Origin of the sequence: Salinibacillus aidingensis (assembly GCF_039522525.1) — a bacterium.
GTDB lineage: Bacteria > Bacillota > Bacilli > Bacillales > Alkalibacillaceae > Salinibacillus > Salinibacillus aidingensis.
Window position 1 is genome coordinate 389,473 of the sequence record NZ_BAAADO010000004.1, and the last position, 24,838, is coordinate 414,310.

Below are 24,838 nucleotides of genomic sequence, written 5' to 3' on the forward strand. Positions count from 1 at the left end.
GCTTTGTGCAGCTTTTATTCTTAAATCCTGGTTTCAAAAACTTGAAAAAAGACTCTTACAATTAAGTTAAGTAGTTCACTTACCGTGGAGAAAATATCAAATCACATAACAAATAGCATATGGTTTCGAAGCATCTTTAATAACCATTTTAACACTTGTTTTAACCGCAAAAACGTTTGGATATACATAACTTATCCAAGCGTTTTTCTTTGTTTTCAATTATATTGTCTTGTTCAACTAAAGCACCTGTTTGTTGAATAAGACATCTATTATTTTCCAGACAACTTAAACCGTTTAAGCAAACTTACATTTACAACATCATTAGATTTTCTTTCCAAAGAATAAACTGATACCGTATCAAGAATAAATTCCTCGCTAATTTCCTTTGATAATAATTCTTGAGTTTCTATATCTGTTAGAGATGAATTGTTACATAATGTGCAATGTGGCTTATAAGGAAATGGGTTTTCTAAAAATTTTATATCCGATTTTACAAGTTCTTTGTGTAATTCTCGAATAGGACCTTCATCTTGTAAGGTAAAAAAGAAAATATCTGTATTTGGAAAGCTACTAACTTCTCCGAAATTACATTTAATCGGTTTTATTCGTGAGGTCACATCTTTAATCGTTGAATAGACATTACTTGGATTTTGTTCATATTGTAATACTCCTATTCCACTTGACCCAGTAACCGTTATTTCTGCGGGTAAAGACATTGTATAGTTATGTTCAGACCTTATCTTCTTTACTTTATCAGCAATTTTTTTAGGTAAATCCAATACTATGTATGTATCATTTTTAAAATCTTCCATACTAAGTCCCCCAAACTTTTATTAAACTCTTCTGCCTCTTTAGTTTAAGTATATAATTTCACAATATCTTATATCTCTTTTATAACATATACTCGGATTTACCCTAAAATTCACAAAAGATAATACAATTACCCTATTTAACGTTAAAAATAACATAGCAATTATCACCCTACTAATCAACTGTTAGTGGACTGTTAATTTGTGTGCTAAATATAAAGCTAAAAGTGATGTTATTTATAAGTAAACATTGATATATAAACAAAAAATAGCATACCAAACAATGTGCTATTTGGTATGCTATTTAATCATTTATTTAGGTTTTTCTCCATCGAAAGTGAACTACTTACAATTAAGTAAGAGTCTTTTCTAAACTATAAATCTAGTTTTAAAAGTTAGTGTATTTCCCTGAATAATCCAATCACTTTCCCCAATATCGTCACATCACTAACAATAATCGGATCCATTGTTGCGTTTTCAGGCTGGAGTCGGATATAATCCTTTTCCTTAAAGAAACGCTTCACGGTTGCCTCCTCATCCTCCGTCATAGCGACAACGATTTCTCCGTTTTGAGCGGATCGCTGCTTACGAATAATTACCCGGTCGCCATCAAGAATACCGGCTTCAATCATACTTTCTCCAGCAACATTCAAAACAAATAGATCGTCTTCTGAAATGGCCAGATGTTCTGGAACAGGTACATATTCCTCAATATTTTCGATTGCTGTAATAGGTTCACCGGCTGTTACCTTACCAATGACCGGTGCGTAAAAGGCTTCTGTTTTTGGAGCATTATTCATTTCCTCTTCCAGTTCCAGCACTTCAATCGCTCTTGGTTTTGTTGGGTCTCTGCGTATAAAGCCCTTTTCTTCAAGTCTTGATAAATGTCCATGAACAGTAGAGCTGGAAGCGAGTCCTACTGCTTGCGCAATTTCCCTTACTGAAGGTGGATAGCCTTTAGCCGTTACCTGCTCTTTTATGTATTCCATGATCGCCTCTTGCCTTTTGGATAGCTTGGTCATATTTTTCTCACCTCGTACATATATATCAATTGTCTGTATTATAGCATGTATTTCCACTTTTCACAAACATTCGTTCGGAAAAAACGGTTGACAGGAACAGGTGTTCTGATATAATGAAAATAGACAAAAGCGAACAAAGGTTCTATTTTTGTTAGGAGGCGATTTTAATGTTTAATAAAGTATCAAAAATCGACATTGCGTTTTATTCACTTTTCGGACTGACTCTAGTAATCTTATATTATGCATTATCTATTAGCTAAGAGTTTTTTACATAGTTAAGAGGTGGAATTATTGAGGGCGGTTATATACTGTCGTGTCAGCACAGACAAAGAAGAACAGACAACATCTATTAAAAGACAGAAGGAAGAACTCATTCAACTGGCAAATCAAAGCCATTATGAGATAGCAGATATCATTGAAGAAAAACAAAGTGGTTATGAAATCGAGCGTGAAGGTATTTTCAGGATGCTGGAGCTTTTCTCATCAAATGAAGCGGACGTACTCTTTATTCAGGACGAGACAAGGCTTGGCAGGGGCAATACAAAAATAGCTTTGCTCCACCAGCTTCAAAAACTGGGCATCCCAATATATACAATTTCCCACCAGGGAGAGATTCAACTCTCTGAATCGGACTCCATGGTTTTACAAATTGTATCGATCGTAGAAGAGTATCAGAGAAAGCTCCATAATATAAAGATTAAAAGAGGAATGAAAAAGGCCGTATCAAATGGGTACAGGCCTGAAAATAATCTATCAAATATTCATGAGTCTCCTGGAAGAGAACGTAAGACATTTCCAATTGATGAAGTGGTTAAACTTAGAAATAACGGCTTAACTTTTGCTGAAATTGCTTCTACACTACGAGGTATGGGGTATGACGTATCAAAAGCAACCGTTCATCGCAGATTCCAGGAGTATACGCTTGAAAATCAAAATAAATCCATGTAAGATTAACAAAAGAGCAAGCAAGAGTCTGTAATAGTGACGCTTGCTTTTTGTTTTTGGCAAGGGCTCTGCAGGCAAAACGTGGCAAGCGGTGTGTGTTTCCTGTAAGCAGAGTCAGTAGAAATTGTGAAAATTGTCTTGATTATAAATGTAAGGAGCGTTCATATGTTATCACAGGATAAAATTGATCGTATCAATTATTTAGCCAATAAATCGAAAAATGAAGGATTAACTGAAGAGGAGAAAAAAGAGCAGAATGATTTACGTCAGGCCTATTTAAAAAACTTGCGTAAATCTTTTAAGAGTCAGCTTACTTCCATGAAGGTTGTTGATCCAGAGGGGAATGATGTGACCCCGCAGAAGGTTAAGGACGAAAAAGAACGAAAGAAAAAGCATTAAAATACTATTTTGAAAAGCCTTATTCAGTTCGATGGATAGGGCTTTTTATATGTATAAAAGTCTTGGTTTAATTGATAATAATAAGAGATTTTATTGAACATTTCCTTACGTATAACGATTTTTGCTTGTATCCTTTGATGTTTCATTATACGATAAATAATGTGGATTACATAATTGCAAGGATGAAAGGAGATTGCGACATGTCAGCAGACATTGAACAAAAATCAATAAATACGATACGAACATTAACCATTGATGCCGTACAAAAGGCTAATTCAGGACATCCTGGAATGCCAATGGGAACGGCTCCAATGGCCTATACACTTTGGACAGAATTTATGAATCAGAACCCTGAAAATGCCAGCTGGTTTAACAGGGATCGTTTTGTCCTTTCCGCAGGTCATGGTTCTATGCTTTTATATTCATTATTACATTTATCAGGCTATGATGTGACCATGGATGATATAAAGAACTTCCGTCAATGGGGTTCAAGAACACCAGGACACCCTGAATTCGGACATACAAATGGAGTAGAGGCTACAACAGGTCCATTAGGACAAGGACTGTCTATGGCAGTTGGAATGGCTATGGCTGAACAGTACTTAGCCGGAAAATACAATCGCGACAAATATAATGTCATTGATCATTATACCTATACCGTCTGTGGTGATGGGGATTTAATGGAAGGTATCTCTCATGAAGCAGCATCCTTAGCTGGTCACTTAAAGCTTGGTAAGCTCGTCATGCTATATGATTCCAATGATATTTCCTTAGACGGTGATTTGGATCGTTCTTTCTCAGAAAACGTTCAGCAGCGTTTCGAAGCATATGGATGGCAGGTTATCCGTGTAGAAGACGGCAATGATCTGGCAGCTATTCGCAAGGCAATTAAAGAAGCGAAAGCTAATACAGATCAGCCTACACTCATTGAAGTAAAAACGGTTATCGGCTTTGGTGCGCCAAATAAATCAGGCAAATCAGACGCTCATGGTGCTCCGTTAGGTGAGACGGAAATCACGATGACAAAGGAATACTATCAGTGGGAGCATGAACCGTTTCATGTACCTCATGAAGTTTATGAAGACTTCAAGCATAAAGTTCAGGAGGCTGGCGCAAAAAAAGAAAACGAATGGAACGAATTATTTTCCAAATATAAGGAGCAACACCCAGAGTTGGCTAAGGAATTAGAAACAGCTATCAACGAAGAGCTTCCAGAAGGCTGGTATAATGACCTTCCTGACTATGAAGTGGGAGAAGACTCCCCGGCAACACGCGCAGCTTCAGGATCAGCATTAAATGCTATCGCCAAACGGGTTCCAAACTTTATTGGTGGCAGTGCAGATCTTGCCGGATCTAATAAGACCACCATTAAAGATGAAGCTGATTTTACATCTAAAGACTACAGTGGTCGTAATATCTGGTTTGGTGTCCGCGAATTTGGAATGGCTGCGGCTATTAATGGAATGACATTGCATGGCGGGCTGAAAGTATTTGGCGGTACATTCTTTGTATTTAGTGATTACTTACGTCCGGCCATACGTTTATCATCACTAATGAATCTGCCTGTTACCTATGTGCTTACACACGATTCAATAGCTGTAGGGGAGGATGGACCTACCCACGAGCCAGTAGAACAGCTTCCATCATTACGTGCAATGCCAAACCTTTCCTTAATTAGACCTGCAGATGGTTATGAAACGAATGCAGCATGGAGATTAGCCCTTGAGGCTGAAGATCATCCAACCGCACTAGTATTAACCAGACAGGGATTACCTACATTAGAAGGAACAAAGGAAAAGGCATATGAAGGTGTAAAGAAAGGGGCCTATGTAGTATCCCCGGCAGAAAAAGAAACAGCTGATGTCTTATTACTTGCTTCAGGATCCGAAGTACAGTTGGCTGTAAAAGCCCAACAGGAACTCAAATCAAAAGATATTGATGCATCCGTTGTGAGTATGCCTTCCTGGGATCGCTTTGAGAAGCAATCTGAGCAATATAAAGAGGAAGTCCTTCCTGGAAATGTGAAAAAGCGTTTGGGAATTGAAATGGCTGCCCCATTTGGCTGGGAGCGTTATGTAGGGGATGAAGGAAAAGTGCTTGGCATTGATAAATATGGAGCATCTGCCCCTGGCGATAAAGTCGTTGCTGAATATGGATTTACAGTTGAAAATGTTGTTAAGCAAGTAGAGGATTTACTTAAATAATGATCTCTCTTTGCGGCGCCAATAGCATTATTGGCGTCGCTTTCTGTTGAAAATGCTGCAAAAAAACCAAAGACTATTCGACTGAATTTGGCAGATTTTTGATTAGGATTTCTGATAGAATGGACTCTAATAAGGAGGACTGGCTATGCAGAAATTCTCGCTGTTTTTAATAAAGGAAAATGTAGCAGATGCGTATTATCATAAGAGTGATATCCTGTTTCACTTTTTGCAAAAGTATCCCTCACTAAAAAGTGATGAAGTTTACAGAAAACAGTTTCTTTATATTACTCAGGAGATTTCTACAGATCACCTGATTCAGTTTATTCAAAAGCAATATCCGACTCAAAGTGTGAGGACAAGCGCTCATCAGCTTTACATAACCTACCAGTCAACTCATATAAAAATAACAGTAAATCCAACAGAGTGTACGGTGGAAGGCTCATCCTTGCATGAGGTTGAACAGTTCGTTTTTGAATATTTACGATCCTTTTATTCCACATTTTTTGTTGTAAACATAGCTGACCAGCAATTCGGCTGGCTGTCGCCACAACGAAAAAGACTAATGATTTAACACGCGACTATTGTCATATGATGCGGTTTTTACTATACTGTATGAGAAACAACACGAAGGAGGAAACGTTTTTATGAGTACGTTATGGGTTGTACTTATTGCTATTCTTGCTTTAATAGCCGGTGTTGCCCTCGGTTTCTTTATAGCAAGAAAGTACATGATGAATTACCTGAAGAAAAATCCACCAATTAATGAACAAATGCTTCGTACAATGATGATGCAAATGGGGCAAAAGCCATCACAGAAAAAAATCAAACAAATGATGCGTTCCATGAACAATCAGATGGACAAATAGAGATAAATCCTTCTTCGCCTGGAAGAAGGATTTATTTTTAATGAATGTTCACGAAATTGTCATGATTGATATAGTGTGAAAAGAGGGAAGCGGTGGTTTCTCTGTTAAAATTGACTTGGGTATCTGGTAAGGTAAAGGAGAGATTACATAATGGGAGAAGAAGTTAACCTTTTATTAGCATTTGGAGCAGGATTTTTATCTTTTATATCTCCGTGTGTATTGCCGCTTTACCCTGTTGTTCTATCTTATGTGACAGGAATGAGTGTAAGTGAATTAAAATCAGAGAATGCAGTCATGAGTCGTCGCAGCTTATTTCACATGATTGCCTTTTTAATTGGTTTCTCCATCATATTTCTTATATTAGGCTTCAGTACTACAGCGTTTGGAGAGTTCTTTAAGGAATACCGGGAATTTATTCGACAGATCGGAGCCATACTAATGGTGTTTTTCGGTTTAGTGATGGCAGGGCTGTTTAACTTTGAATTTTTAATGAAGGAAAGACGAATGTCCTTTAAAAACCGGCCATCCGGTTATATTGGTTCAGCTTTTATAGGACTGGCATTTTCGATGAGCTGGACACCGTGTACAGGACCGATTTTAGGTGCTGTACTGGGGCTTGTAGGAACACAGCCGGAAACAGGAATCTTTTTAATGATTGCTTATACTTTAGGTTTTTCCATTCCATTTTTAGCTTTATCCTTCTTTGTAGGTAAACTTGACTGGATGAAACGAAACAGTGAAAAAATTGTTAAAATTGGCGGTTACGTCATGATTATTCTGGGAATTGTGCTCTTTTTTGACTGGATGCGTTTTATCACAGCTTATCTTGCTGGTCTCTTTGATTTCCAGGGTTTTTAATTTAACAAAAGGGAAAAAGTTGTTAAAATGATTAATTTTATATTAAGATAGAAAACATAAGGGAAAAGTAGGAGGATTTTATGAGACATAACGATTTAATTTTAAGAACAATGACAGCACTAATCGCTTTTATACTCCTGGGTTTTTCCATTTATTTATTTTTGGCTGGTCACCAGTCTCCTGGTGGTGGATTTATAGGAGGACTCATGACCTCCGCAGCCATTGTATTAATGTATATGGCGTATGGTTTAAGACCAATAGAAAAAATCTTACCTGTTAATTTTAAACTTTTAATACCAACAGGCTTGCTGATTGCCACGTTAACCGGAATTGGATCTTTTATATTTGGAGAACCATTTTTAAGTCAGACATATGGACATTTCCACTTACCAATTTTCGGGGATTCAGAGCTTGCAACAGCTATGCTGTTTGATTTAGGTGTGTACTTAACCGTTGTAGGTGTAACGCTGACAATCATGCTTACGATTGCAAGTGATGAATAAAGTAGATAAAGTTCATTATAAATTGGGGAGAGATCGGAATGGGGAAAGTCCTTGTAGTAGATGATGCACAGTTTATGAGATTAACGTTATCAAATATTCTGACAAAAGGTGGCCATGAAGTGGTTGGGGAAGCTTCAGACGGCCAGGAAGCGATTGATCTGTATAAACAATTACAGCCGGAACTCGTTACGATGGATATTACGATGCCCAATCTGGATGGCATGGATGCGGCTGAAGCAATCATAGAAAATGATCCTGATGCAAGGATTATTATGTGCTCAGCTGTTGGACAGCAGAAAGTAGTGGTACAGGCCATTCAGCTGGGAGCCAAAGATTTTATTGTGAAACCCTTTGATGAGTCGAGGGTATTAGATACAATAAACCGTGTATTACATAATTAGATGAGCTTTGGATTCGAGAACGTACCGAAAGAGTGAAAACCATGTTCTGGATTATTACAAGTACAGCTGTAGCGTTTGTTATGGCAACGACTATGATTTTTGTACGAATGAAAGCAGCCAAAAAACCGGCATCCATCAAAAAGATTATACTTCCTCCTCTCTTTATGAGTACAGGAGCTTTTATGTTTGTTTTTCCTGTATTTCATATCAGCTGGCTGCAGGTTATGGAGGCACTGCTGGTGGGCGTTGTTTTTTCAGTGTTCTTAATTATCACCTCAAATTTTGAAGTGAAAGATCATGACATTTATCTTATACCTTCAAAAGCTTTTATATTTATTTTATTTGGGCTATTAATTTTACGATTAGTTCTAAAGACACTTATCGGACAGACGATATCCTTTGGAGAAACGAGCGGAATGTTCTTTTTATTAGCATTCGGTATGATTTTAACTTGGAGAATAGCGATGCTCATCAAATATTTAAAATTAAAAAAATCGCTAGAAAGCAAAACACTCATGGCTTAAGTCAATAAAAAAACCGTCACCATATTGTGGTAACGGTTTTTTTATTGACTTTTATAATTTGGCTCTAATATAGAGAGGTAAGGGGTATAGTCGATGTTCTTTTCATCGAGCTTTTTGATTAAAAATTTATGATCACGTTTTGGTGTAGCTAATATGTAACCTTCAATAAGTATATCTCTTGTAATCTCCTTACTATTCCTTTCTAGCGCTAATTGGCCAATCCTGCCGGCTATTTTCTGCTTGGCAACATCCCGGAATAGCTGCGGTACCGGGGATACAAGTTCGTTAAGGAGTTCCTTTTCGTCTTCTTTCCAGAGATGAGCCGTTTGTTCTACATAATATTCCTCCCAGTCAAGCGTGGACTTTCCATCCTCTTTTGGCATACGCTTCAAAAATTTCCGAAACATAAAAAAACCGCCAATCCCCATGAAACCAAGCAATATAAATGTCCAGATAATGATGATTGTAATAAATAGATCTGACATATTTCCACCTACTATTTAATCGATGTATGTATTCTCATTAAAATATAGCATATTTCCTGGCTAAATTCTATCATGCTATCCCGAAACTACTATAATAACATTATGTAAACTCGATGTAAATTTATGTTATAAAAACCACTTTAAATGAATAGATGTTTTTAGGTAAGAGTATAAACAGATTTTAAAAGAGGGGTATGCTGTGAATGTCAAAATTAGTATTGCCGGGTATTTATTAGGACTGACTTGTTTTGGGACTGGCGAATTATATTGTTCTGTACAATTGCAGGGGCAGGAATTCTTTCCATTCTCCTGGGATTTACGAATGATGATGATGAACTATATTTATTTGTTTATCACTTATATTACGGCCACGATATTGCTTCAATGGAATGCGCTGCAAATGACCAGGCAGATAATGAGAAGCCGATCCTTAAGTCCTCGTAACATTAGTTTGTCCTTGCTGCTTTTCACCTTGTTCTGCTTAAGTTTTCCAGGAGTGGTTATAATGAAATTCACCTATTATATTACTTTGGGGAATTATGACTTATTTACCATTTCTATTGTGTTAATGGTGTCGCTATCCCTTGTTGAATTAATTAAATACTTATTATCTCAAGAACGGGAAAAAGTAAGGTTTGTAAACGGCGATGTCATCTTGAAAAATCAGCATGGCTGAGTAATTAACTTAATAAACTGTAATTTGTGGTACATACATTTGTTCGGTATGGAGTTGTGAATGAAATTAGGAGAATTAAAAAAGCTTCCCAAATTTCCAGTAGAAGGCCAAATTGGGTAGCTTTTATCATTTCTGTTTGTTTGATTTTGAGCTTTGATATAAATCGTTATAAAATATGCTTAATTGGCGGGATTGTGTGGGAATCGAACCCACCGGAGACGGCACGCGCCTCCCGGACAGTTTTGAAGACTGCGACGGGCACCAGCACCGTAACCAACCCCAGCTGACAGAAAACAATTATACCCTGTCAATATAAAATATGCAAACCACTGGGCTGACAAATGCAATTAAGACGGATCTTCTGTTTTGTATTATTTAATTGATGAATGATAAAATAAATTAGATGAAGTATATATCAAATCATTGGAATCCAACATTGATCCTCCTGTCTGAAACAGGAGGATTTTATAAAATGATAGAATGTATCATGTATGAAGGCCTAATCTGTTGTGGAACAGTTGATTTTTTTAAATAGTAGAGGGATAATAAAATTGGATATATATAGATATAAAATATGGAAAATAGTCTGCCCTCTTTCAAACATTCATCCATCTTGAAAATACATAAGCAAATATTTCTTTTCATTTATCACAATGAAAAGAGTGGAGGGAGAAGGATGAAAAAAAGTAATCAATTAGTCAATGGGGATTTAACAGGAGCTCAGCAAAATAATTGTCAGGACACACTCATTAAAGATGAGGATTTTCAGCACTTAAGTGCACTTCCTTTGCCTTTTCTGGAATGGATTGACAAAGAGAGCAATCACATCTTCACAGTGAATTCCATCAACGGTGATTTTCGTTACATTTCAAACAATGTTCAGCAAATACTCGGACATAACAAGGAAGATGTTACAAGGACAAATGTTCTGTCCTGGGTACATCCGGATGATTATCACTATCTCCGTTCAAAGCTGCCTAAAGAAACACAACATCATGTTCATTTAACTTATCGCATGAAGAGTAAGGATGGACACTACAAATGGATTGAGTCAGTGATTAGTCGCATCAGGTATAAACACCGCGAATATTTTGTTGCCTATTCTATTGACATCTCCAGGATGAAGGAAACAACGAAACACCTCGCTCAATCTGAAAAAATGAATGTCGCCGGTCAGTTGGCTGCAGGTATTGCTCATGAAATACGGAATCCTTTGACTTCACTTAAAGGCTTTTTACAGCTAATGGAAGCTGGTGTGGACGTGGATGGACAATATTTTAAGATAATGAAAGAAGAAATTGAAAAGATGGAAACCATCACTTCAGAACTCTTATACATCTCTAAACCTCAACCTCACCATCGAAAAACTGTCTCACTTGCAGAATTATTAGCCGATGTATGTACATTGATGCGTTCCCAGGCCAATATGCATGAAATTGATATTCGTCTTACAACTGATACAGACCCTAGTGATATTGAATGTGCTCCTTCTCAAATGAAGCAGGTATTTATAAATTTAATTAAGAATGCTATTGAGGAAATGGAAGATGGAGGAGTTGTTCAGGTTCAGCTCCAGCAGACAGAAACTGAGACAATAGTGGAAGTCCAAGATGAAGGGCCTGGCATTCCCGAAAAAATTAAGGAGAAAATTCATGAGCCTTTTTTTACCACAAAAGAGAACGGAACAGGTTTAGGCCTTATGATAACAGATCAGATTATTAAAGAACATTATGGTCATTTAACCATTAAGGACGCACCAGTAAAGGGTACAATCATACGTGTAACATTACCTAATCATTCAGGATAAAAGGAAGTATGTGATTTAGTCATGAAAAAAAGAAATTTCACCATAGGAATGGCGGGACATATAGACCACGGGAAAACCGCCCTTACCAAAGCTTTAACAAAAACAGATACAGACAGGCTGAAGGAAGAAAAAGAACGGAAAATTTCGATTGAATTGGGCTTTGCACCGTTAAAGTTAAAGGATACTGATACCCATGTATCGATTGTTGATGTACCTGGCCATGAAAGATTTATACGTCAAATGATTGCCGGAGTGGCCGGTATTGATTTAGTCATCATAACTGTTGCAGCCGATGAAGGCATTATGCCGCAGACTAAAGAGCACATTGATATTCTATCCCTTCTTGATATAAAACAGGCCATGATTGTCATCACGAAGATTGATAAAGTTGACCATGAGCTTTTGGAACTCGTTAAAGATGATGTTCAGCAGTTTTTCCAAGGGTCTTATTTTAGCCAGTCCCCAGTTATATTAGTTGACAGTCTTTCAGGTAAGGGAATTTCGGAGTTGAAGGAACGTATTGAAGTACAACTGAAGAATACTCCTTCAAGGAAATCACATAGTCCTTTTCGAATGCCCATAGACCAGGTATTTACCATGAAAGGGATAGGTTCTGTTGTACGAGGAACCATTTATGAAGGGACCATTAGGAAGGGAGAACGCTTTTTCGTATTACCCGGGCAAGCGAAGGAAGCAAAAGCCCGTCAAATTCAGGTACATAATCAGGAGGTAGAAGAGGCTTTTGCGGGACAGCGTACAGCGATTAATATTTCTGGTGTCTCCAGGGAAGACCTGGATCGAGGAGATGTATTAGTAAAAAATCCGATGTATTTTGAGGAATCTGATACGATTGACCTGTCTCTGCAACTATTAGAGGATATTAAATACCCTGTGAAGCAGCGTGCACCTATTAAGTTTCATAGTGGAGCAAATGAAGTTTATGGTAAAATCGTATTTTTTGACCGGAATGAAGTCCAGCAGGCTAAGGAGGAAATTCTTTGTCAGGTTCGACTGCAGGAACCTATTGTCATAAATCGGGGAGATCGATTTATCCTACGGCGTGCCACACCAGTTGAAACTCTTGGAGGCGGGTGGGTAATCAATCCTGATGGAGAAAAGTACAGATTCGGAAACGAGACGATACAAAAGCTGCAGCAGCTAAAGGAAGGTACGCCTGAATCTCTTGTACTGCAGCTACTGCAGGAAGAAAAATGGGTCGAACATGCTGACCTTATGCGCAGGTTATCCCTTTCTCAAACGGCGCTTGACCATATCCTTCATGAACAGATTGAAAAGGGGCAAGCGGTGCAAATAGAAGGTTATTATTCCACTTCTGACATTATAAAGGAAGTAAAGGCCCATCTGTTTTCAAAATTATCTGCCTTTCATGAAGATTATCCATTAAAGGAAGGTGTGAATAAACCTGAACTTCTGCAATCAGATGATACACCGGATAACGTCCTTGAAAAGCTGATTAATCAATGGATCTCAGAAAAAGAGTTGAAGCAGTATCAGCAATATATTTCGTTATACTCATTTTCTCCAGCTATGCCACCAGAATGGCAAAAACGAATGGAGAATGTCATTCATCATATCTTTGAGGATCAAATTCAGGTGAAAGAATGGATAACCTATCTGGAAAAAGAAGGGATACCGAAAGAGCTGCATGAGGATTTCAGGAATTTTTTAATCAGTCATAAAATGGCTTATCCATTAACGGATAAGCATCTGATTCACAGCCGTACGCTGGACGTTCAAGCGAGGAGGCTAAGTGAGAACACGGATGAGTATTTTACGCTTAAAGAAGCGAAGGAAGCATGGGATATATCAAGAAAATATTTGATTCCATTACTGGAGCTAATGGACGCATTGCATTTTACGGAAAGAGTGGATGGTGATCGCAGGTGGATTTGCCGGCCAAATTAATCTGAAATGAGAATAACAAGGGGGCTAAGTCTGGCCCCTTATTTTTATGCAATTTAAAGGTAACAAGGGAAATGGCGGGTCGAGAATTTGTATTCCTCGGCCTTATTTATTAAAATGTGGGTGATAAGGAGATAAGGTTGATAAGGAGGAAATTTTATGGAATTACGTATTTCGGTTGAATTCTGCATGATGTGAAACTATGCACCAAAGGCTGCGAGTTTCGCAGAACAGTTATTCAGTCATTTTCGGCATGATATTAAAGAAATGAAGCTTATCCCTGGTTCAGGAGGAGTCTTTGAAATTTCGGTAAACGAAGAAACGATTTACTCAAAAAAGGAAACAGGAATTTTCCCTGACCCTAATCAGATCATCGAAATAGTAGAAGATCTGAAACAGACATAAAGCATGTTCACACATAGCAGGACATGGTTTTACGATATTATTGGAGCTTTGTTTCATATGGCGTGGAGGTAATAATCGTGAAAGAATTGCTTAGAAGAATCCCACCTGTTCATGAAATTCAAAGGAAGCCAGAAATTAAGGACATTCAGGAGCGTTTGAATATTACGAGAGAGAAGCTAAAGCATTGGATACAAACGGAAATCGAACATGTCCGTCAATTGATGATGACAAACAAACGGGAATTTCAACATAAAGAAGAAATTGAAGAATATATTATTTATCAGGTAAAGCAGAAGAGTATGAATTGGGAGAAGGACAATCTCACAAGGGTCATAAATGCCACCGGAACCATCTTACATACAAATTTAGGCCGGGCAAGATTATCGGACGAGGCCCTTGAACATGTGGCGAATGTGGCTAAGCATTATTCAAACTTGGAGTATAGCACAAAGAAGGGGGAACGGGGCTCCAGACACAGCATTGTTGAAGAGCTTATTAAAGAAGTGACAGGGGCTGAGGCTGCACTTGTTGTGAATAACAATGCGGCAGCTGTTTATTTAACCTTACGAGCCCTGGCTAAAAATCAGGAAGTCATTGTCTCACGGGGAGAGCTTGTTGAAATCGGCGGGAGCTTTCGAGTTTCCTCTATTATGTCGGAAAGCGATGCACAATTAGTTGAAGTAGGAACGACGAATAAAACCCATGATTTTGATTATCTGGACGCTATAAATGAACAAACTGTGATGATCCTGAAAGTACATACGAGTAACTTTAAAATAACTGGTTTTACTGACCAAGTAAACACAGAGGATCTTGCTACTATCGCAAATAAGAATGGTTTGATTTATTACGAAGATTTGGGAAGCGGGGCTCTCATCAATTTGGAGGACTATGGAATTGGCGATGAACCCGTTGTAAGAGATATATTAGAAGCGGGAGCACATTTAGTTTCTTTTAGTGGTGACAAGCTATTAGGGGGACCGCAGGCAGGTATAGTTGCGGGCAGAAAAGATCTAATTGACGTGTTAAAACGCCATCAACTGGCAAGAGTTCTGCGAGTGGACAAAATGACATTGGCCGCTCTGGAAACCACGTTAAGAATGTACGCCAAAGGGACACACTCTTCACTAATGAGTATACCAGCTATAAGAGATATTTTAAGACCCGCCTCAGAAATCAAGGAAAATGTTCAGGCATTTTTGGAGAAGGCAACTGCAAACACCATGCTGACTTTTGACATCCGTGATAGCTATGCAACGATTGGTGGGGGGACCATGCCGGATGAGCAAGTTCAAAGCTATGGTGTTCTTGTTCAATCCAGTGTTATATCTCCTGAACAGCTTGAAATCCGTTTGCGAAATCAGGACACTCCCGTTATTGGGCGGTTCTTAGATGAACAGCTGTTTCTGGATTTCAGAACATTGGACCATAATGATATTGATCAGTTGCACAGAATACTCGCCAGTATTAATCAGGATTTAGAGGTCATGTGATGCGCCCTTTTTCTGTCTGGTATGGTTACGGTTTTTTACTTTTTTTGAACCTTTCATGGGGACGCCATACGGTTGCTTGGCCTGGCGATTTAATTTGGAATTTTTTTGTTCAGCCAAATCAATCTCCTCCTTTCAAAAAGTATGTTGTGAAAAATCAGGGGTTTCTATCCGCCGCGCATCGAAAGTTCAAGAGAAAGAATGGATATGAATAATTGTTTTTAGAAATTTTTCTAAAAGATTTTACTTATTGAACATTTTGATTTAAAATGAGAGTGCAAACTGCCTATAGGGATGAAAGTAGATGAAAGTTTAATAGGAAATGAAGCCACATGGTTTCTGTACATAATCTATTAGAGGGGGTAAAAGATATGGCAGACAACGCCTTTAACGCGAGAAAGAATTTTGAAGTTAATGGCAAAACTTATCATTACTATGATTTGAAAGCGCTAGAAAATGCAGGAATTGGAAAAATATCTCGTTTGCCTTTTTCTGTTCGTGTTTTACTGGAATCGATTTTAAGACAGCATGATGGTACCGTTATCAAAGATGAGCACGTGGAAAAACTGGCTAAATGGGGAACAAAAGATGGAAATGTTGATGTACCATTTAAACCATCCCGTGTTATTTTACAGGACTTCACAGGTGTACCAGCTGTAGTTGATCTGGCCTCCTTACGTAAAGCCATGGTTGATATGGGAGGAAGTCCGGATTCTATTAATCCTGAGGTCCCTGTTGACCTGGTTATTGACCACTCTGTACAGGTTGATAAATACGGGTCTCCTGACGCATTAAATTTAAATATGGAGCTTGAATTTGACCGTAATAAAGAGCGCTATGAGTTCCTTCACTGGGCTCAGAAAGCATTTGATAACTACCGCGCTGTTCCACCTGCAACGGGTATTGTTCACCAGGTAAACCTGGAATACCTTGCTAACGTTGTTCATTCAGCTGAAACCGAAGATGGTGAAGTGGAAGCTTTCCCTGATACCCTAGTTGGTACAGACTCTCATACCACGATGATTAACGGTCTGGGTATTCTGGGCTGGGGTGTTGGTGGAATCGAAGCTGAAGCAGGTATGCTTGGTCAGCCTTCCTATGTTCCAGCACCTGAGGTAATCGGTGTTAAGCTTACCGGTAAATTTCCTGAAGGGACAACAGCAACCGACTTGGCCTTAAAAGTAACACAGGCTCTTCGTGAGAAAAATGTCGTTGGAAAATTTGTTGAATTCTTTGGCCCAGGTTTAAGCGAAATGCCACTTGCCGATAGGGCTACCATTTCTAATATGGCGCCTGAATATGGTGCAACTTGTGGTTTCTTCCCGGTCGACAACGAATCTCTTGAGTATCTTCGTCTGACTGGACGCAGTGAAGAGCAAATTAAACTTGTTGAAACTTATTGTAAACAAAATGAGCTATTTTATACACCGGACCAGGAAGATCCTGAATTTACTGATCTTGTTGAGATTGATCTTTATGAGCTTGAACCAAACCTGTCCGGTCCAAAACGCCCGCAGGATCGTATTCCACTGTCCCAAATGAAGGAATCTTTCAATAAGGCGTTAACAGATCCAGCCGGCAACCATGGTTTTGGTTTAGATGAAAATGAGAAGGATAAAGAGGCTGTAGTTAAGTTCTCCAATGGCGAAGAAACGGTTATGAAAACAGGAGCTCTTGCTATTGCAGCTATTACGTCCTGTACAAATACATCAAACCCGCATGTCATGTTAGGAGCAGGCTTACTTGCTAAAAATGCCGTTGAAAAAGGACTTGAGGTACCTTCATATGTAAAAACATCACTGGCACCAGGTTCTAAGGTTGTTACGCGTTACTTAGAAGATGCAGGTCTTATGGAATACCTGGATAAACTTGGTTTTAACCTGGTTGGTTACGGTTGTACAACATGTATCGGTAACTCCGGACCACTTCTTCCTGAAATTGAAGAAGCTATTGCAGAGAGTGATTTAACAGCTTCATCCGTCCTTTCCGGTAACCGGAACTTTGAGGGTCGTATTCATCCACTAGTAAAAGCAAACTACCTTGCTTCACCACCATTGGTTGTTGCTTATGCACTTGCTGGTACTGTGGACATTGATCTGAAAAACGAACCACTTGGCAAAGATAAGGATGGAAATGATGTTTACTTTAAAGACATCTGGCCATCAAGTGAAGCAGTAAAAGAGGAAATATCAAAGGTTGTTACACCGGACATCTTCCGTAAAGAATATGAGGAAGTGTTCAATTCCAATGAAAAATGGAACCAGATTGATACTACGGATGAGCCACTTTACGAGTGGGATGAAAACTCTACTTATATCCAGAACCCTCCATTCTTTGAAGGGCTGGCGAAAGATCCTGAAACCGTAAAACCTTTGAAGGATTTACGTGTAGTGGGTAAATTTGGAGATTCTGTCACTACAGACCATATTTCCCCGGCTGGTGCTATTCCAAGAGATATGCCTGCTGGTAAGTACTTAATTGAAAAAGGCGTTTCTCCACGTAACTTCAACTCCTATGGTTCCCGTCGCGGAAACCATGAAGTGATGATGCGCGGAACGTTTGGTAACATCCGAATTCGAAATGAGATTGCCCCTGGGACAGAAGGCGGATATACGACTTATTGGCCAACAGAAGAAGTTATGCCAATTTATGATGCTGCCATGAAATACCAGGAGGACAATACAGGATTAATGGTTATTGCCGGTAAGGATTATGGTATGGGAAGTTCCCGTGACTGGGCTGCAAAAGGTACAAATCTTTTAGGTATTAAAACCGTTATTGCTGAAAGCTTTGAGCGTATCCACCGCTCCAACCTTGTTATGATGGGTGTGCTGCCTCTCCAGTTTAAAGAAGGAGAAAGCATTGAATCCCTTGGTTTAACCGGTAAGGAAACCTACAACGTTGAAGTTGACGAAAGCGTTAAGCCACATGGTCTGGTTAAGGTTACAGCAACAGACGAAGAAGGCAATAAGAAAGAGTTTGAAGTTGTTGCCCGTTTTGATAGTGATGTGGAAGTAGATTATTACCGTCACGGCGGAATTCTTCAAATGGTACTGCGCAACAAGCTCAAATAAAATATGTTTTGGTTGTGATGAAAGCACCTCTTCGGGGGTGCTTTTCTTTGTTAAAGCGGGCCAGCATGATAAAATATGATTTAGAACATAAATTCTAACCTATAAGTGGAGAAGGAGAAATATGAAACTCATCAAACGTTTGATTGGACCAGCGATCATTTTAACCATGTTTACCATTGTGGTTTTTAATTTTGCCCAGGAACAGGTAAATGATAGCCGTGCAAATAAAGAGGAAGAATTTGACGGGGTTGCCGTAGCTGTTCCAGATGAATACGAATCAGAGAATCAAACTTCCGTCGAAATAGGGGAAACTGCCCCTGACTTCACCTTACATACCCTTGAGGGGGAGCAGGTGAAATTATCCGAACTTAATGGTGAGAAAGTTATGCTTAACTTTTGGGCAACATGGTGTAAGCCGTGCAGAAAAGAAATGCCGGAAATGCAGAAATTTCATGAAAAATACGGAGATAAAATGAACATTATTGCGGTAAATGCAACAGGATATGAGACTTCAGAAAACAATGTCCAGGACTTCGTAAACAAATATCATCTGACCTTTCCTGTACCTTTAGATCAGGAACTAACCGTAACGATGGATCAATACCAGGTATTTAATCTTCCCTCCAGTTACTTTATTAATACAGAGGGGAAGGTTATTGAAAAGTATTCCGGTTCCATTACCTTTGAAGTCCTAAAAGAAAAGATGTCAAATTTACAGTAATTCCGTATAATCCTTTTATTCATTGGAAATATTGTTTATAAAGGAGAGATATTCCAATGAATAAAAGACGAAAGCTAAGTTTTACTGAAATGTTAGAACTGGAACGTGAACAAATCAGACAAAATCCGGAACTCATGGATAAAATTGAACAAAAGCTTGAGGATAGACTTGCCTCAGGTACTATGGAGACAGCTGAAGAGTAATCTTAGCTGTCTTTTTTTGGTATATGAAATAAATAGCCTATTTTCGATAAGGAATCAGGAGGGTGCAAGACTGGCTTCAGCACCCAACGATTTTATTTTTCCATCATTTTCACTTACATACTTCAACCGCTATAACAAAACATAAGCATGAACGACTTCTTCAAAAAAGGGGTTAAACGAATGGGAAATCCAAGAAAAAACTCTGAACAATATAAACCGAATAAGCATGGGCATATCAGTAAAAGTTTTGATGGAAACAAAGGCCGGAAATATCAGACCAAAGGAAAAGAAGCACAGTGGATTCAGCCTAAAGGAAATTAATATGGGAGGAGTATGGCCATGAATCATCGACACAATCAGCCTAAACCAGATGATCGTTCAGATAACGTTGAAAAACTTCAGGAAATGGTACAAAACACAATTGAAAATATGGAAGAAGCCGAGGAAACAGCACAGTATGCATCCGGAAATGACCGTGCCGATATCGAAGCAAAAAATGAACGTAGAAGAGAATCCATTGAAGCTATGCGAAATGAAATTAAAGATGAAGCCCGCGATCAGAACCATTAAGCCGAATGAGGAAAACCTGCCTTTTAACAGGCAGGTTTTTCATGTGTGAGCTCTGCTAAAAGTAATTGATTATGTTAAAATAATTTTTAGTTGAGTTCATAATTAGGGGGAAAGATACGTGAAAGTAGTAGAAACAGACATACAGGTAAGATACCAGGAAACCGATCAAATGGGAGTCGTATACCATGCTAATTACTTAGTATGGTTTGAGATAGGACGGACCCGTTTTCTGGAGGAATTGGGCTTCCAATATCATGAGATGGAAAAAGAAGATATTGTTTCTCCGGTACTGGATGCCGATGTACAATTTAAAACCCCGGTTCGATATGGAGAGCAAGCACGTGTGAAAACATGGATTGATTCTTACGACGGTCTGAAAGTGGTTTATGCCTATGAAATACGTAACGGAAATGATGAAGTGTCTGTGACGGGCAAAACCTCACATGTCTGTGTGAAAAAAGACAGCTTCAGGCCTGTTTCGACCCGGAAAAAATTCCCGGCACTTCACGAGGCCTATCTTGAAGCAAAGGGTGATTGATAACATATGGCTTTTGGTGTAAAAAGAGCTGAAGTAAACAAGTGGAAGCAGGATGTGAAGGATGGGAAAATAGCCTTTATTACACATTATTGGCTTGATGATCGTTTTCCTGACAGTCGGACCGTTACAAAAGCCGGATGTAATGACCTCGAGAAATTAAAGGCATGGGGGAAAAAATATGGATTGAAGCCGGAATGGATTCACCAGGATGAAGAATTTCCGCACTTTGATCTGATAGGGAAGTTTCAAAAGGATATTTTAAAAGCTGAGAATCAACTAGAACAAATCAATCGTTTTGAATTATAAAAAGGCTATATGTGGCAAGGATAACTTCTGTCACATATAGCCTTTGTTTTTTATAAATCTGAGCTATTTTTGTTATTCTGACGCTGCTTTTCCGGTACAGGATCAAATCCTCCGGGATGAAAGGGATGGCATTTTAAAATTCGTTTTACCGTTAAATAAGTCCCTTTTATAGCCCCAAACCTTTTATAGGCTTCCAATCCGTATTCAGAACAAGTAGGCTGAAAACGGCAGGAAGGCGGTTTTAGTGGTGAAATATATTTGCGATACAAATTAAGAATAGAGATAAAAAAATACTTCATTAAGAACCCTTCTAATCGATTTCCTTGGTTTTATCATAATGAATACTTGCCACTGCATCATGAAGGTGTATGGACTCTTCATTTACACATTTTACATCGAAGACTTTTACAAAGGGCATTTCATATAAATCAGCAGCAACCAATCGCACAATATCCTCGACAAACCGTGGATTCTCATAAGCGGTCTCTGTTACCATTTTCTCATCCGGACGCTTTAATACAGGATGGATACGAGCACTTGCATTGGATTCCGCAGCTTCCAATAGAGCCAGTTTCCAATCTATTTCCTGTTCGTTAAAGTCATCGGATAAAGTCGCAGCCATGGTGACCTTCCCCCTCTGGTTATGAGCGCTGTATTCACTGATTTCTTTTGAACAAGGGCAGAGAGTGGTAATGGTTCCTTCCAATGATACGTTTACATCAAAATTGGTTTGAGCATGATATTCCACACGTATAGAAGCGGTGGCATGATTCATGCCTGCAAGTTCAGAATCAGGTCCTTTACGCTCAAAAAACCATGGGAAAGTAACCTCCATCGTTGCATCCTGTTGTTTGAGACGCTGGGCAAGTTCTTTCGTGAATTCCTTCATCATCTCAATATCAAGCGTAAACCCATTTTCGTAATAGCGATTCAACTGCTCAGTAAAACGACTCATATTTGTTCCTTTACTTTCCTGCCGTATACTAGATGAAAAAGAAAATGTACCAATGGTCGTCTGATTAAATGGCTTCATTTTACTGTGAATCACAATGGGATGCTTCACATTCTGAATACCAACTGCATCCAGTTCAAATAGAAAATCTCTGCTTGTATTTTGAAGGTCAGGCATCTGATCCTTTTCTGTAGGTTTTGTTTTTGGACCTGGAGGGACCGATCCGAATAACTCATGACGTTCTTCTTTGGAAGGTAATTTCTTTTTCTGTTTTTGTACTTTAGACATATCTATGACTCCTTTCAGCCTCTGATAGTATATCCATAATAAGGTTGTGTATTGATAACTTTGAAGTGAAAATTTGAAAACTTATTAGATTAGAATCACTTAAAAAAAGTATACATTATAAATCTTGTTTTGTTCAATTTTTAGGCTCTAAAGTTCCGGAACAACTTTTATTTTATCGGTATAAGTTTTCATATGTCCCTGTATCTCCTGATATAATTCCTTTGCCTGTTTCAGACCATACTGATCTGCTTGATGAAGAGGTACAATTTTATAGTTTTTGTAATTTGGCCGATACATGTAAGTTGGCATGATCCTGGCATTTGATAGACTGTATTGTGTATCATTATTTTGATCGATGGATTTCTCTAAATCGATGTGTAAGACCCCACCAATTCTTTGATAAAGCTCAGACTGTCCGGATAGAAAATTTCCCAAAGAGTAAATGACAAACGATCTCTCTCCATTTTCTTTCTTAATCCAGTCAACAGGCTGAAGTACATGTGGATGGTGTCCAAGTATAATATCTGCACCAGCCTGACTTGCCTCTTTTACGAGTAATTTTTGTGCTTCATTAGCCAGCCGTACATACTGCTGACCAAAATGTAAACTGACAACGACGAAATCAGCTTTTTGTTTTAATTTCTTTATATCCTTGATGAGAGTATTATCATCTATATATTGAACAAGATAAGGCTTGTCTGAAGGCCTCTGAAGTCCATTGGTTCCATAAGTATAAGCCAGAAAACCGATGGAAATTCCATTAGCTTTTAGAATTCGGTCGCGTTTTTGATCTTCAAGACTGCGGTTTGCTCCAACATAGGAGATATTTAATTGATTAAAATGATTTGTCGCATTCATTATCCCTTCTTCACCCACATCAAGAGTATGGTTATTGGCCATAGATACGACATCCACACCTGAGTCTTTCAGAGCATCCCCTACTGCATAAGGAGAATTGAACTGAGGATAAGAGGATAATCCTAGCTCCTTGCCACCAATGATGGTTTCCTGGTTAGCAAACGTTATTTCAGGCGTCTGCATTGAATTTCTGACTAATTCAAACATAGGCCTGAAGTCAAATCCATTTGGGGTACGGGCATCCTGATAGACTGTATTATGAACGAGAATATCACCTACCGCCCCAAGCGTAATCTCTGTCTGATACTCTCTATGATCCATCTTTTGCTGCCGAACCTTATCATGCTGCTGGAACGTATACTCGTTTTCTGCATGGTTGTTTTCTTCAGTTGTTAGTAAAAAGACCATTAGGATTAGAATAATTACACCAAAAAAACAGGTAAGCATCCATGACCACTTATTCATGCTGTCCACACCCTTTCATTTCTTTCTGTACTTAGTTTACAGGAGATTGAAGCCGGACGTGGTCTCTCCTGATTTCCTAACTATAAATCGTTTATTTATCATTCCCTGGGACAAAAGAAAATACAACACCTTGCGGAACAGGTGTTGTATAAATCTACATCCAGGTTATTTTTGGTTCCGTTTTGTTGAGAATCCGTTTAATATTTGTACGGTGCCGATAAATTACAAACAGTGTAAGAACCGAAGTAATGATAATTAATCCGACATGCTGGAGAATAGCTGAGCTGATTACGGCGACAATACCTGTTACCATAGAGGATAAGGAAACGTACTTCGTGATTTTTAGAATAAGTAAAAATGAAAGCACCATAATGGCAAAGAGTAAAGGACTTACGGCGAGTATTACTCCACCTGATGTGGCTACTGCCTTTCCCCCTTTAAATTTTGCAAACAGCGGATATGTATGACCTAAAACAGCAAATAGACCAATAATTAATGGGTCAGCTGTTGTCCCGAATAATACAGGAAGCGCTGCTGCCAGAGTACCTTTCAATATATCTGCCACTGTGACAATTAACCCGGCTTTTATCCCGAGGATTCTAAAGGTGTTTGTTGCTCCTAAATTACCACTTCCATATTCTCTTATATCCAGGTTATAACCTACTTTTCCTACTAACAATGCAGAAGGAATGGAGCCCAGCATATAAGCTGTGATCGCAAAAATAACATATATCATCATTCATTTACTCCCTTTTCATGGAATAAGTGCATCATTGTGATATAAAGCGTAATCGCTTTCTTACCTGATACTACTATCAATCACCATTCTACCATGAAAACAACCAAATCCGAATATTTTTTTGAAATTCTATTCTTTCCAGAAAAGCACAGATCCTTAAGCGATAGCTTTTGATATTGAAACCACTTTCATTATATAAAATTTTCCTTTAAGATAAAAGGAAAGGGGGTAAGGATTTATGACGATACAAAATCCTGAACAGGATAAAATCAAGGAAATTCTGGAAGAGGCGAAAACCATCGCTGTTGTGGGGTTGTCCGATAACCCTGAACGTACAAGCTATCAAATTTCAAAAATTATGCAGGAAAATGGATATCGGATTATCCCGGTAAACCCAAAGGTGAACGAAGTACTCGGCGAGAAAGCATACCCTGCTTTAAAAGATATTGATATTCCTTTTGATATTATCAATGTATTCCGGCGATCTGAATTTTTACCTGAGATTGCGGAAGAAGCCGTCCAGACAGACGCCAGTATTTTCTGGGCTCAGCAGGGTGTTGAGAATGAAGAAGCCTATCAATACTTAAAGCAACATGATTTTACGGTCATTATGGATACTTGTATCAAAGTAGCCCATGCTGTTACAATTGGTAAATAAACAAACGTTTGCTTAAGGAAAAAGTCCCTGTTATAGCAGGGATTTTTTCTTTTTTGTTGAAAAAGGTTATTTGCGAAACCTGAAAAAAAGCTTAAAATAAAGAATACATGTCACATTATGTTGATGTTTGGAACATTCGTTCTATAATA

At 38.5% G+C, this 24,838-nt stretch carries 29 protein-coding genes, 1 tRNA gene and 1 pseudogene; 22 read left to right on the forward strand and 9 right to left on the reverse strand.

The window, feature by feature from the left end:
• Positions 1-269 precede the first annotated feature (269 nt).
• Entirely contained in the window at positions 270-812 is a 543-nt protein-coding gene (locus ABD006_RS12000; protein WP_343841345.1) for a 2'-5' RNA ligase family protein, read from the reverse strand.
• Between the two features lie 392 nt (positions 813-1,204).
• Positions 1,205-1,831, reverse strand: coding sequence for a transcriptional repressor LexA (lexA, locus tag ABD006_RS12005; RefSeq protein ID WP_343841348.1), 627 nt, complete (start codon positions 1,829-1,831; stop codon positions 1,205-1,207).
• 291 nt (positions 1,832-2,122) lie between these two features.
• On the opposite strand from lexA, the gene ABD006_RS12010 reads away from it, so the two are divergent.
• From ABD006_RS12010 to ABD006_RS12050, 9 genes are all read left to right on the forward strand, one after another.
• Complete coding sequence (locus ABD006_RS12010) at positions 2,123-2,779, forward strand: YneB family resolvase-like protein (RefSeq protein WP_343841351.1); 657 nt, start codon at positions 2,123-2,125, stop codon at positions 2,777-2,779.
• Positions 2,780-2,941: 162 nt separating this feature from the next.
• Positions 2,942-3,175 carry a DUF896 domain-containing protein gene (locus tag ABD006_RS12015; protein WP_044157525.1) on the forward strand — a complete coding sequence of 78 codons (234 nt, stop codon included), beginning with the start codon at positions 2,942-2,944 and terminating at the stop codon, positions 3,173-3,175.
• 200 nt (positions 3,176-3,375) lie between these two features.
• Positions 3,376-5,379: a transketolase gene (gene tkt / locus ABD006_RS12020; protein WP_343841356.1), complete on the forward strand. Its 2,004-nt coding sequence runs from the start codon at positions 3,376-3,378 to the stop codon at positions 5,377-5,379.
• Positions 5,380-5,524: 145 nt separating this feature from the next.
• Positions 5,525-5,950: a sporulation inhibitor of replication protein SirA gene (sirA, locus tag ABD006_RS12025; protein ID WP_343841358.1), complete on the forward strand. Its 426-nt coding sequence runs from the start codon at positions 5,525-5,527 to the stop codon at positions 5,948-5,950.
• Positions 5,951-6,023: 73 nt separating this feature from the next.
• Positions 6,024-6,245 (forward strand): YneF family protein, encoded by a 222-nt coding sequence (locus ABD006_RS12030; protein WP_343841360.1) that lies wholly within the window; start codon positions 6,024-6,026, stop codon positions 6,243-6,245.
• Positions 6,246-6,395: 150 nt separating this feature from the next.
• Complete coding sequence (locus ABD006_RS12035) at positions 6,396-7,103, forward strand: cytochrome c biogenesis CcdA family protein (RefSeq protein WP_343841362.1); 708 nt, start codon at positions 6,396-6,398, stop codon at positions 7,101-7,103.
• An 80-nt stretch (positions 7,104-7,183) separates the two neighbouring features.
• Positions 7,184-7,606, forward strand: coding sequence for a Na(+)/H(+) antiporter subunit B (locus ABD006_RS12040; protein WP_343841364.1), 423 nt, complete (start codon positions 7,184-7,186; stop codon positions 7,604-7,606).
• Between the two features lie 38 nt (positions 7,607-7,644).
• The gene (locus tag ABD006_RS12045; RefSeq protein ID WP_343841366.1) at positions 7,645-8,007 is read left to right on the forward strand and encodes a response regulator; all 363 of its coding nucleotides are present in this window, start codon (positions 7,645-7,647) and stop codon (positions 8,005-8,007) included.
• Positions 8,008-8,048: 41 nt separating this feature from the next.
• The gene (locus tag ABD006_RS12050) at positions 8,049-8,531 is read left to right on the forward strand and encodes a CcdC family protein (RefSeq protein WP_343841368.1); all 483 of its coding nucleotides are present in this window, start codon (positions 8,049-8,051) and stop codon (positions 8,529-8,531) included.
• 41 nt (positions 8,532-8,572) lie between these two features.
• Here the strand turns inward: ABD006_RS12050 and ABD006_RS12055 are convergent, their stop codons facing one another.
• A complete protein-coding gene (locus tag ABD006_RS12055) occupies positions 8,573-9,016 on the reverse strand; it encodes a DUF2621 family protein (protein WP_343841370.1) in 444 nt (147 codons plus the stop codon).
• Between the two features lie 199 nt (positions 9,017-9,215).
• Between ABD006_RS12055 and ABD006_RS12060 the strand changes: the two genes are divergently transcribed.
• Positions 9,216-9,692 (forward strand): hypothetical protein, encoded by a 477-nt coding sequence (locus ABD006_RS12060; RefSeq protein ID WP_343841372.1) that lies wholly within the window; start codon positions 9,216-9,218, stop codon positions 9,690-9,692.
• Positions 9,693-9,876: 184 nt separating this feature from the next.
• Here ABD006_RS12060 and ABD006_RS12065 read toward each other — a convergent pair.
• A tRNA-Sec gene (locus ABD006_RS12065) sits at positions 9,877-9,973 on the reverse strand.
• Positions 9,974-10,368: 395 nt separating this feature from the next.
• On the opposite strand from ABD006_RS12065, the gene ABD006_RS12070 reads away from it, so the two are divergent.
• The 4 genes and pseudogenes from ABD006_RS12070 (at position 10,369) to selA (ending at position 15,320) form a co-directional block, all read left to right on the forward strand.
• Entirely contained in the window at positions 10,369-11,499 is a 1,131-nt protein-coding gene (locus ABD006_RS12070; protein WP_343841374.1) for an ATP-binding protein, read from the forward strand.
• A gap of 21 nt (positions 11,500-11,520) precedes the next feature.
• The gene (selB, locus tag ABD006_RS12075) at positions 11,521-13,425 is read left to right on the forward strand and encodes a selenocysteine-specific translation elongation factor (protein WP_343841376.1); all 1,905 of its coding nucleotides are present in this window, start codon (positions 11,521-11,523) and stop codon (positions 13,423-13,425) included.
• A 207-nt stretch (positions 13,426-13,632) separates the two neighbouring features.
• Positions 13,633-13,827: pseudogene (locus ABD006_RS12080) on the forward strand (Rdx family protein); the annotation flags it as partial.
• A 77-nt stretch (positions 13,828-13,904) separates the two neighbouring features.
• The gene (selA, locus tag ABD006_RS12085; protein WP_343841379.1) at positions 13,905-15,320 is read left to right on the forward strand and encodes an L-seryl-tRNA(Sec) selenium transferase; all 1,416 of its coding nucleotides are present in this window, start codon (positions 13,905-13,907) and stop codon (positions 15,318-15,320) included.
• Here the strand turns inward: selA and ABD006_RS12090 are convergent.
• Complete coding sequence (locus ABD006_RS12090) at positions 15,306-15,437, reverse strand: small acid-soluble spore protein P (RefSeq protein ID WP_343841381.1); 132 nt, start codon at positions 15,435-15,437, stop codon at positions 15,306-15,308. The two genes, selA and ABD006_RS12090, sit on opposite strands and share 15 nt — an antisense overlap.
• Positions 15,438-15,688: 251 nt before the next feature.
• On the opposite strand from ABD006_RS12090, the gene acnA reads away from it, so the two are divergent.
• The 7 genes from acnA to ABD006_RS12125 all read left to right on the forward strand — a co-directional run bounded on the left by acnA (position 15,689) and on the right by ABD006_RS12125 (position 20,729).
• On the forward strand, positions 15,689-18,391 hold the full coding sequence (gene acnA, locus ABD006_RS12095; RefSeq protein ID WP_343841383.1) for an aconitate hydratase AcnA: 2,703 nt from the start codon (positions 15,689-15,691) through the stop codon (positions 18,389-18,391).
• 121 nt (positions 18,392-18,512) lie between these two features.
• Positions 18,513-19,112: a redoxin domain-containing protein gene (locus tag ABD006_RS12100; protein WP_343841385.1), complete on the forward strand. Its 600-nt coding sequence runs from the start codon at positions 18,513-18,515 to the stop codon at positions 19,110-19,112.
• A gap of 56 nt (positions 19,113-19,168) precedes the next feature.
• Entirely contained in the window at positions 19,169-19,315 is a 147-nt protein-coding gene (locus tag ABD006_RS12105; RefSeq protein ID WP_343841388.1) for an FbpB family small basic protein, read from the forward strand.
• A gap of 180 nt (positions 19,316-19,495) precedes the next feature.
• Positions 19,496-19,636 carry a small acid-soluble spore protein N gene (gene sspN, locus ABD006_RS12110; protein ID WP_162038796.1) on the forward strand — a complete coding sequence of 47 codons (141 nt, stop codon included), beginning with the start codon at positions 19,496-19,498 and terminating at the stop codon, positions 19,634-19,636.
• Positions 19,637-19,654: 18 nt separating this feature from the next.
• Positions 19,655-19,885, forward strand: a complete 231-nt coding sequence (gene tlp / locus ABD006_RS12115; protein ID WP_343841392.1) for a small acid-soluble spore protein Tlp — start codon at positions 19,655-19,657, stop codon at positions 19,883-19,885.
• 118 nt (positions 19,886-20,003) lie between these two features.
• A complete protein-coding gene (locus ABD006_RS12120) occupies positions 20,004-20,423 on the forward strand; it encodes an acyl-CoA thioesterase (RefSeq protein ID WP_343841393.1) in 420 nt (139 codons plus the stop codon).
• Positions 20,424-20,429: 6 nt separating this feature from the next.
• On the forward strand, positions 20,430-20,729 hold the full coding sequence (locus ABD006_RS12125; RefSeq protein WP_343841395.1) for a hypothetical protein: 300 nt from the start codon (positions 20,430-20,432) through the stop codon (positions 20,727-20,729).
• A 50-nt stretch (positions 20,730-20,779) separates the two neighbouring features.
• Here ABD006_RS12125 and yidD read toward each other — a convergent pair whose 3' ends face one another.
• The 4 genes from yidD to plsY form a co-directional block, all read right to left on the reverse strand.
• Complete coding sequence (gene yidD, locus ABD006_RS12130) at positions 20,780-21,028, reverse strand: membrane protein insertion efficiency factor YidD (protein WP_343841397.1); 249 nt, start codon at positions 21,026-21,028, stop codon at positions 20,780-20,782.
• An 11-nt stretch (positions 21,029-21,039) separates the two neighbouring features.
• Entirely contained in the window at positions 21,040-21,969 is a 930-nt protein-coding gene (folE2, locus tag ABD006_RS12135; RefSeq protein ID WP_343841399.1) for a GTP cyclohydrolase FolE2, read from the reverse strand.
• A 147-nt stretch (positions 21,970-22,116) separates the two neighbouring features.
• Entirely contained in the window at positions 22,117-23,292 is a 1,176-nt protein-coding gene (locus tag ABD006_RS12140; RefSeq protein WP_343841401.1) for a CapA family protein, read from the reverse strand.
• Between the two features lie 154 nt (positions 23,293-23,446).
• Positions 23,447-24,028, reverse strand: a complete 582-nt coding sequence (gene plsY, locus ABD006_RS12145; protein WP_343841520.1) for a glycerol-3-phosphate 1-O-acyltransferase PlsY — start codon at positions 24,026-24,028, stop codon at positions 23,447-23,449.
• Between the two features lie 247 nt (positions 24,029-24,275).
• Between plsY and ABD006_RS12150 the strand changes: the two genes are divergently transcribed.
• A complete protein-coding gene (locus tag ABD006_RS12150) occupies positions 24,276-24,689 on the forward strand; it encodes a CoA-binding protein (RefSeq protein ID WP_343841524.1) in 414 nt (137 codons plus the stop codon).
• Positions 24,690-24,838: the final 149 nt, after the last annotated feature.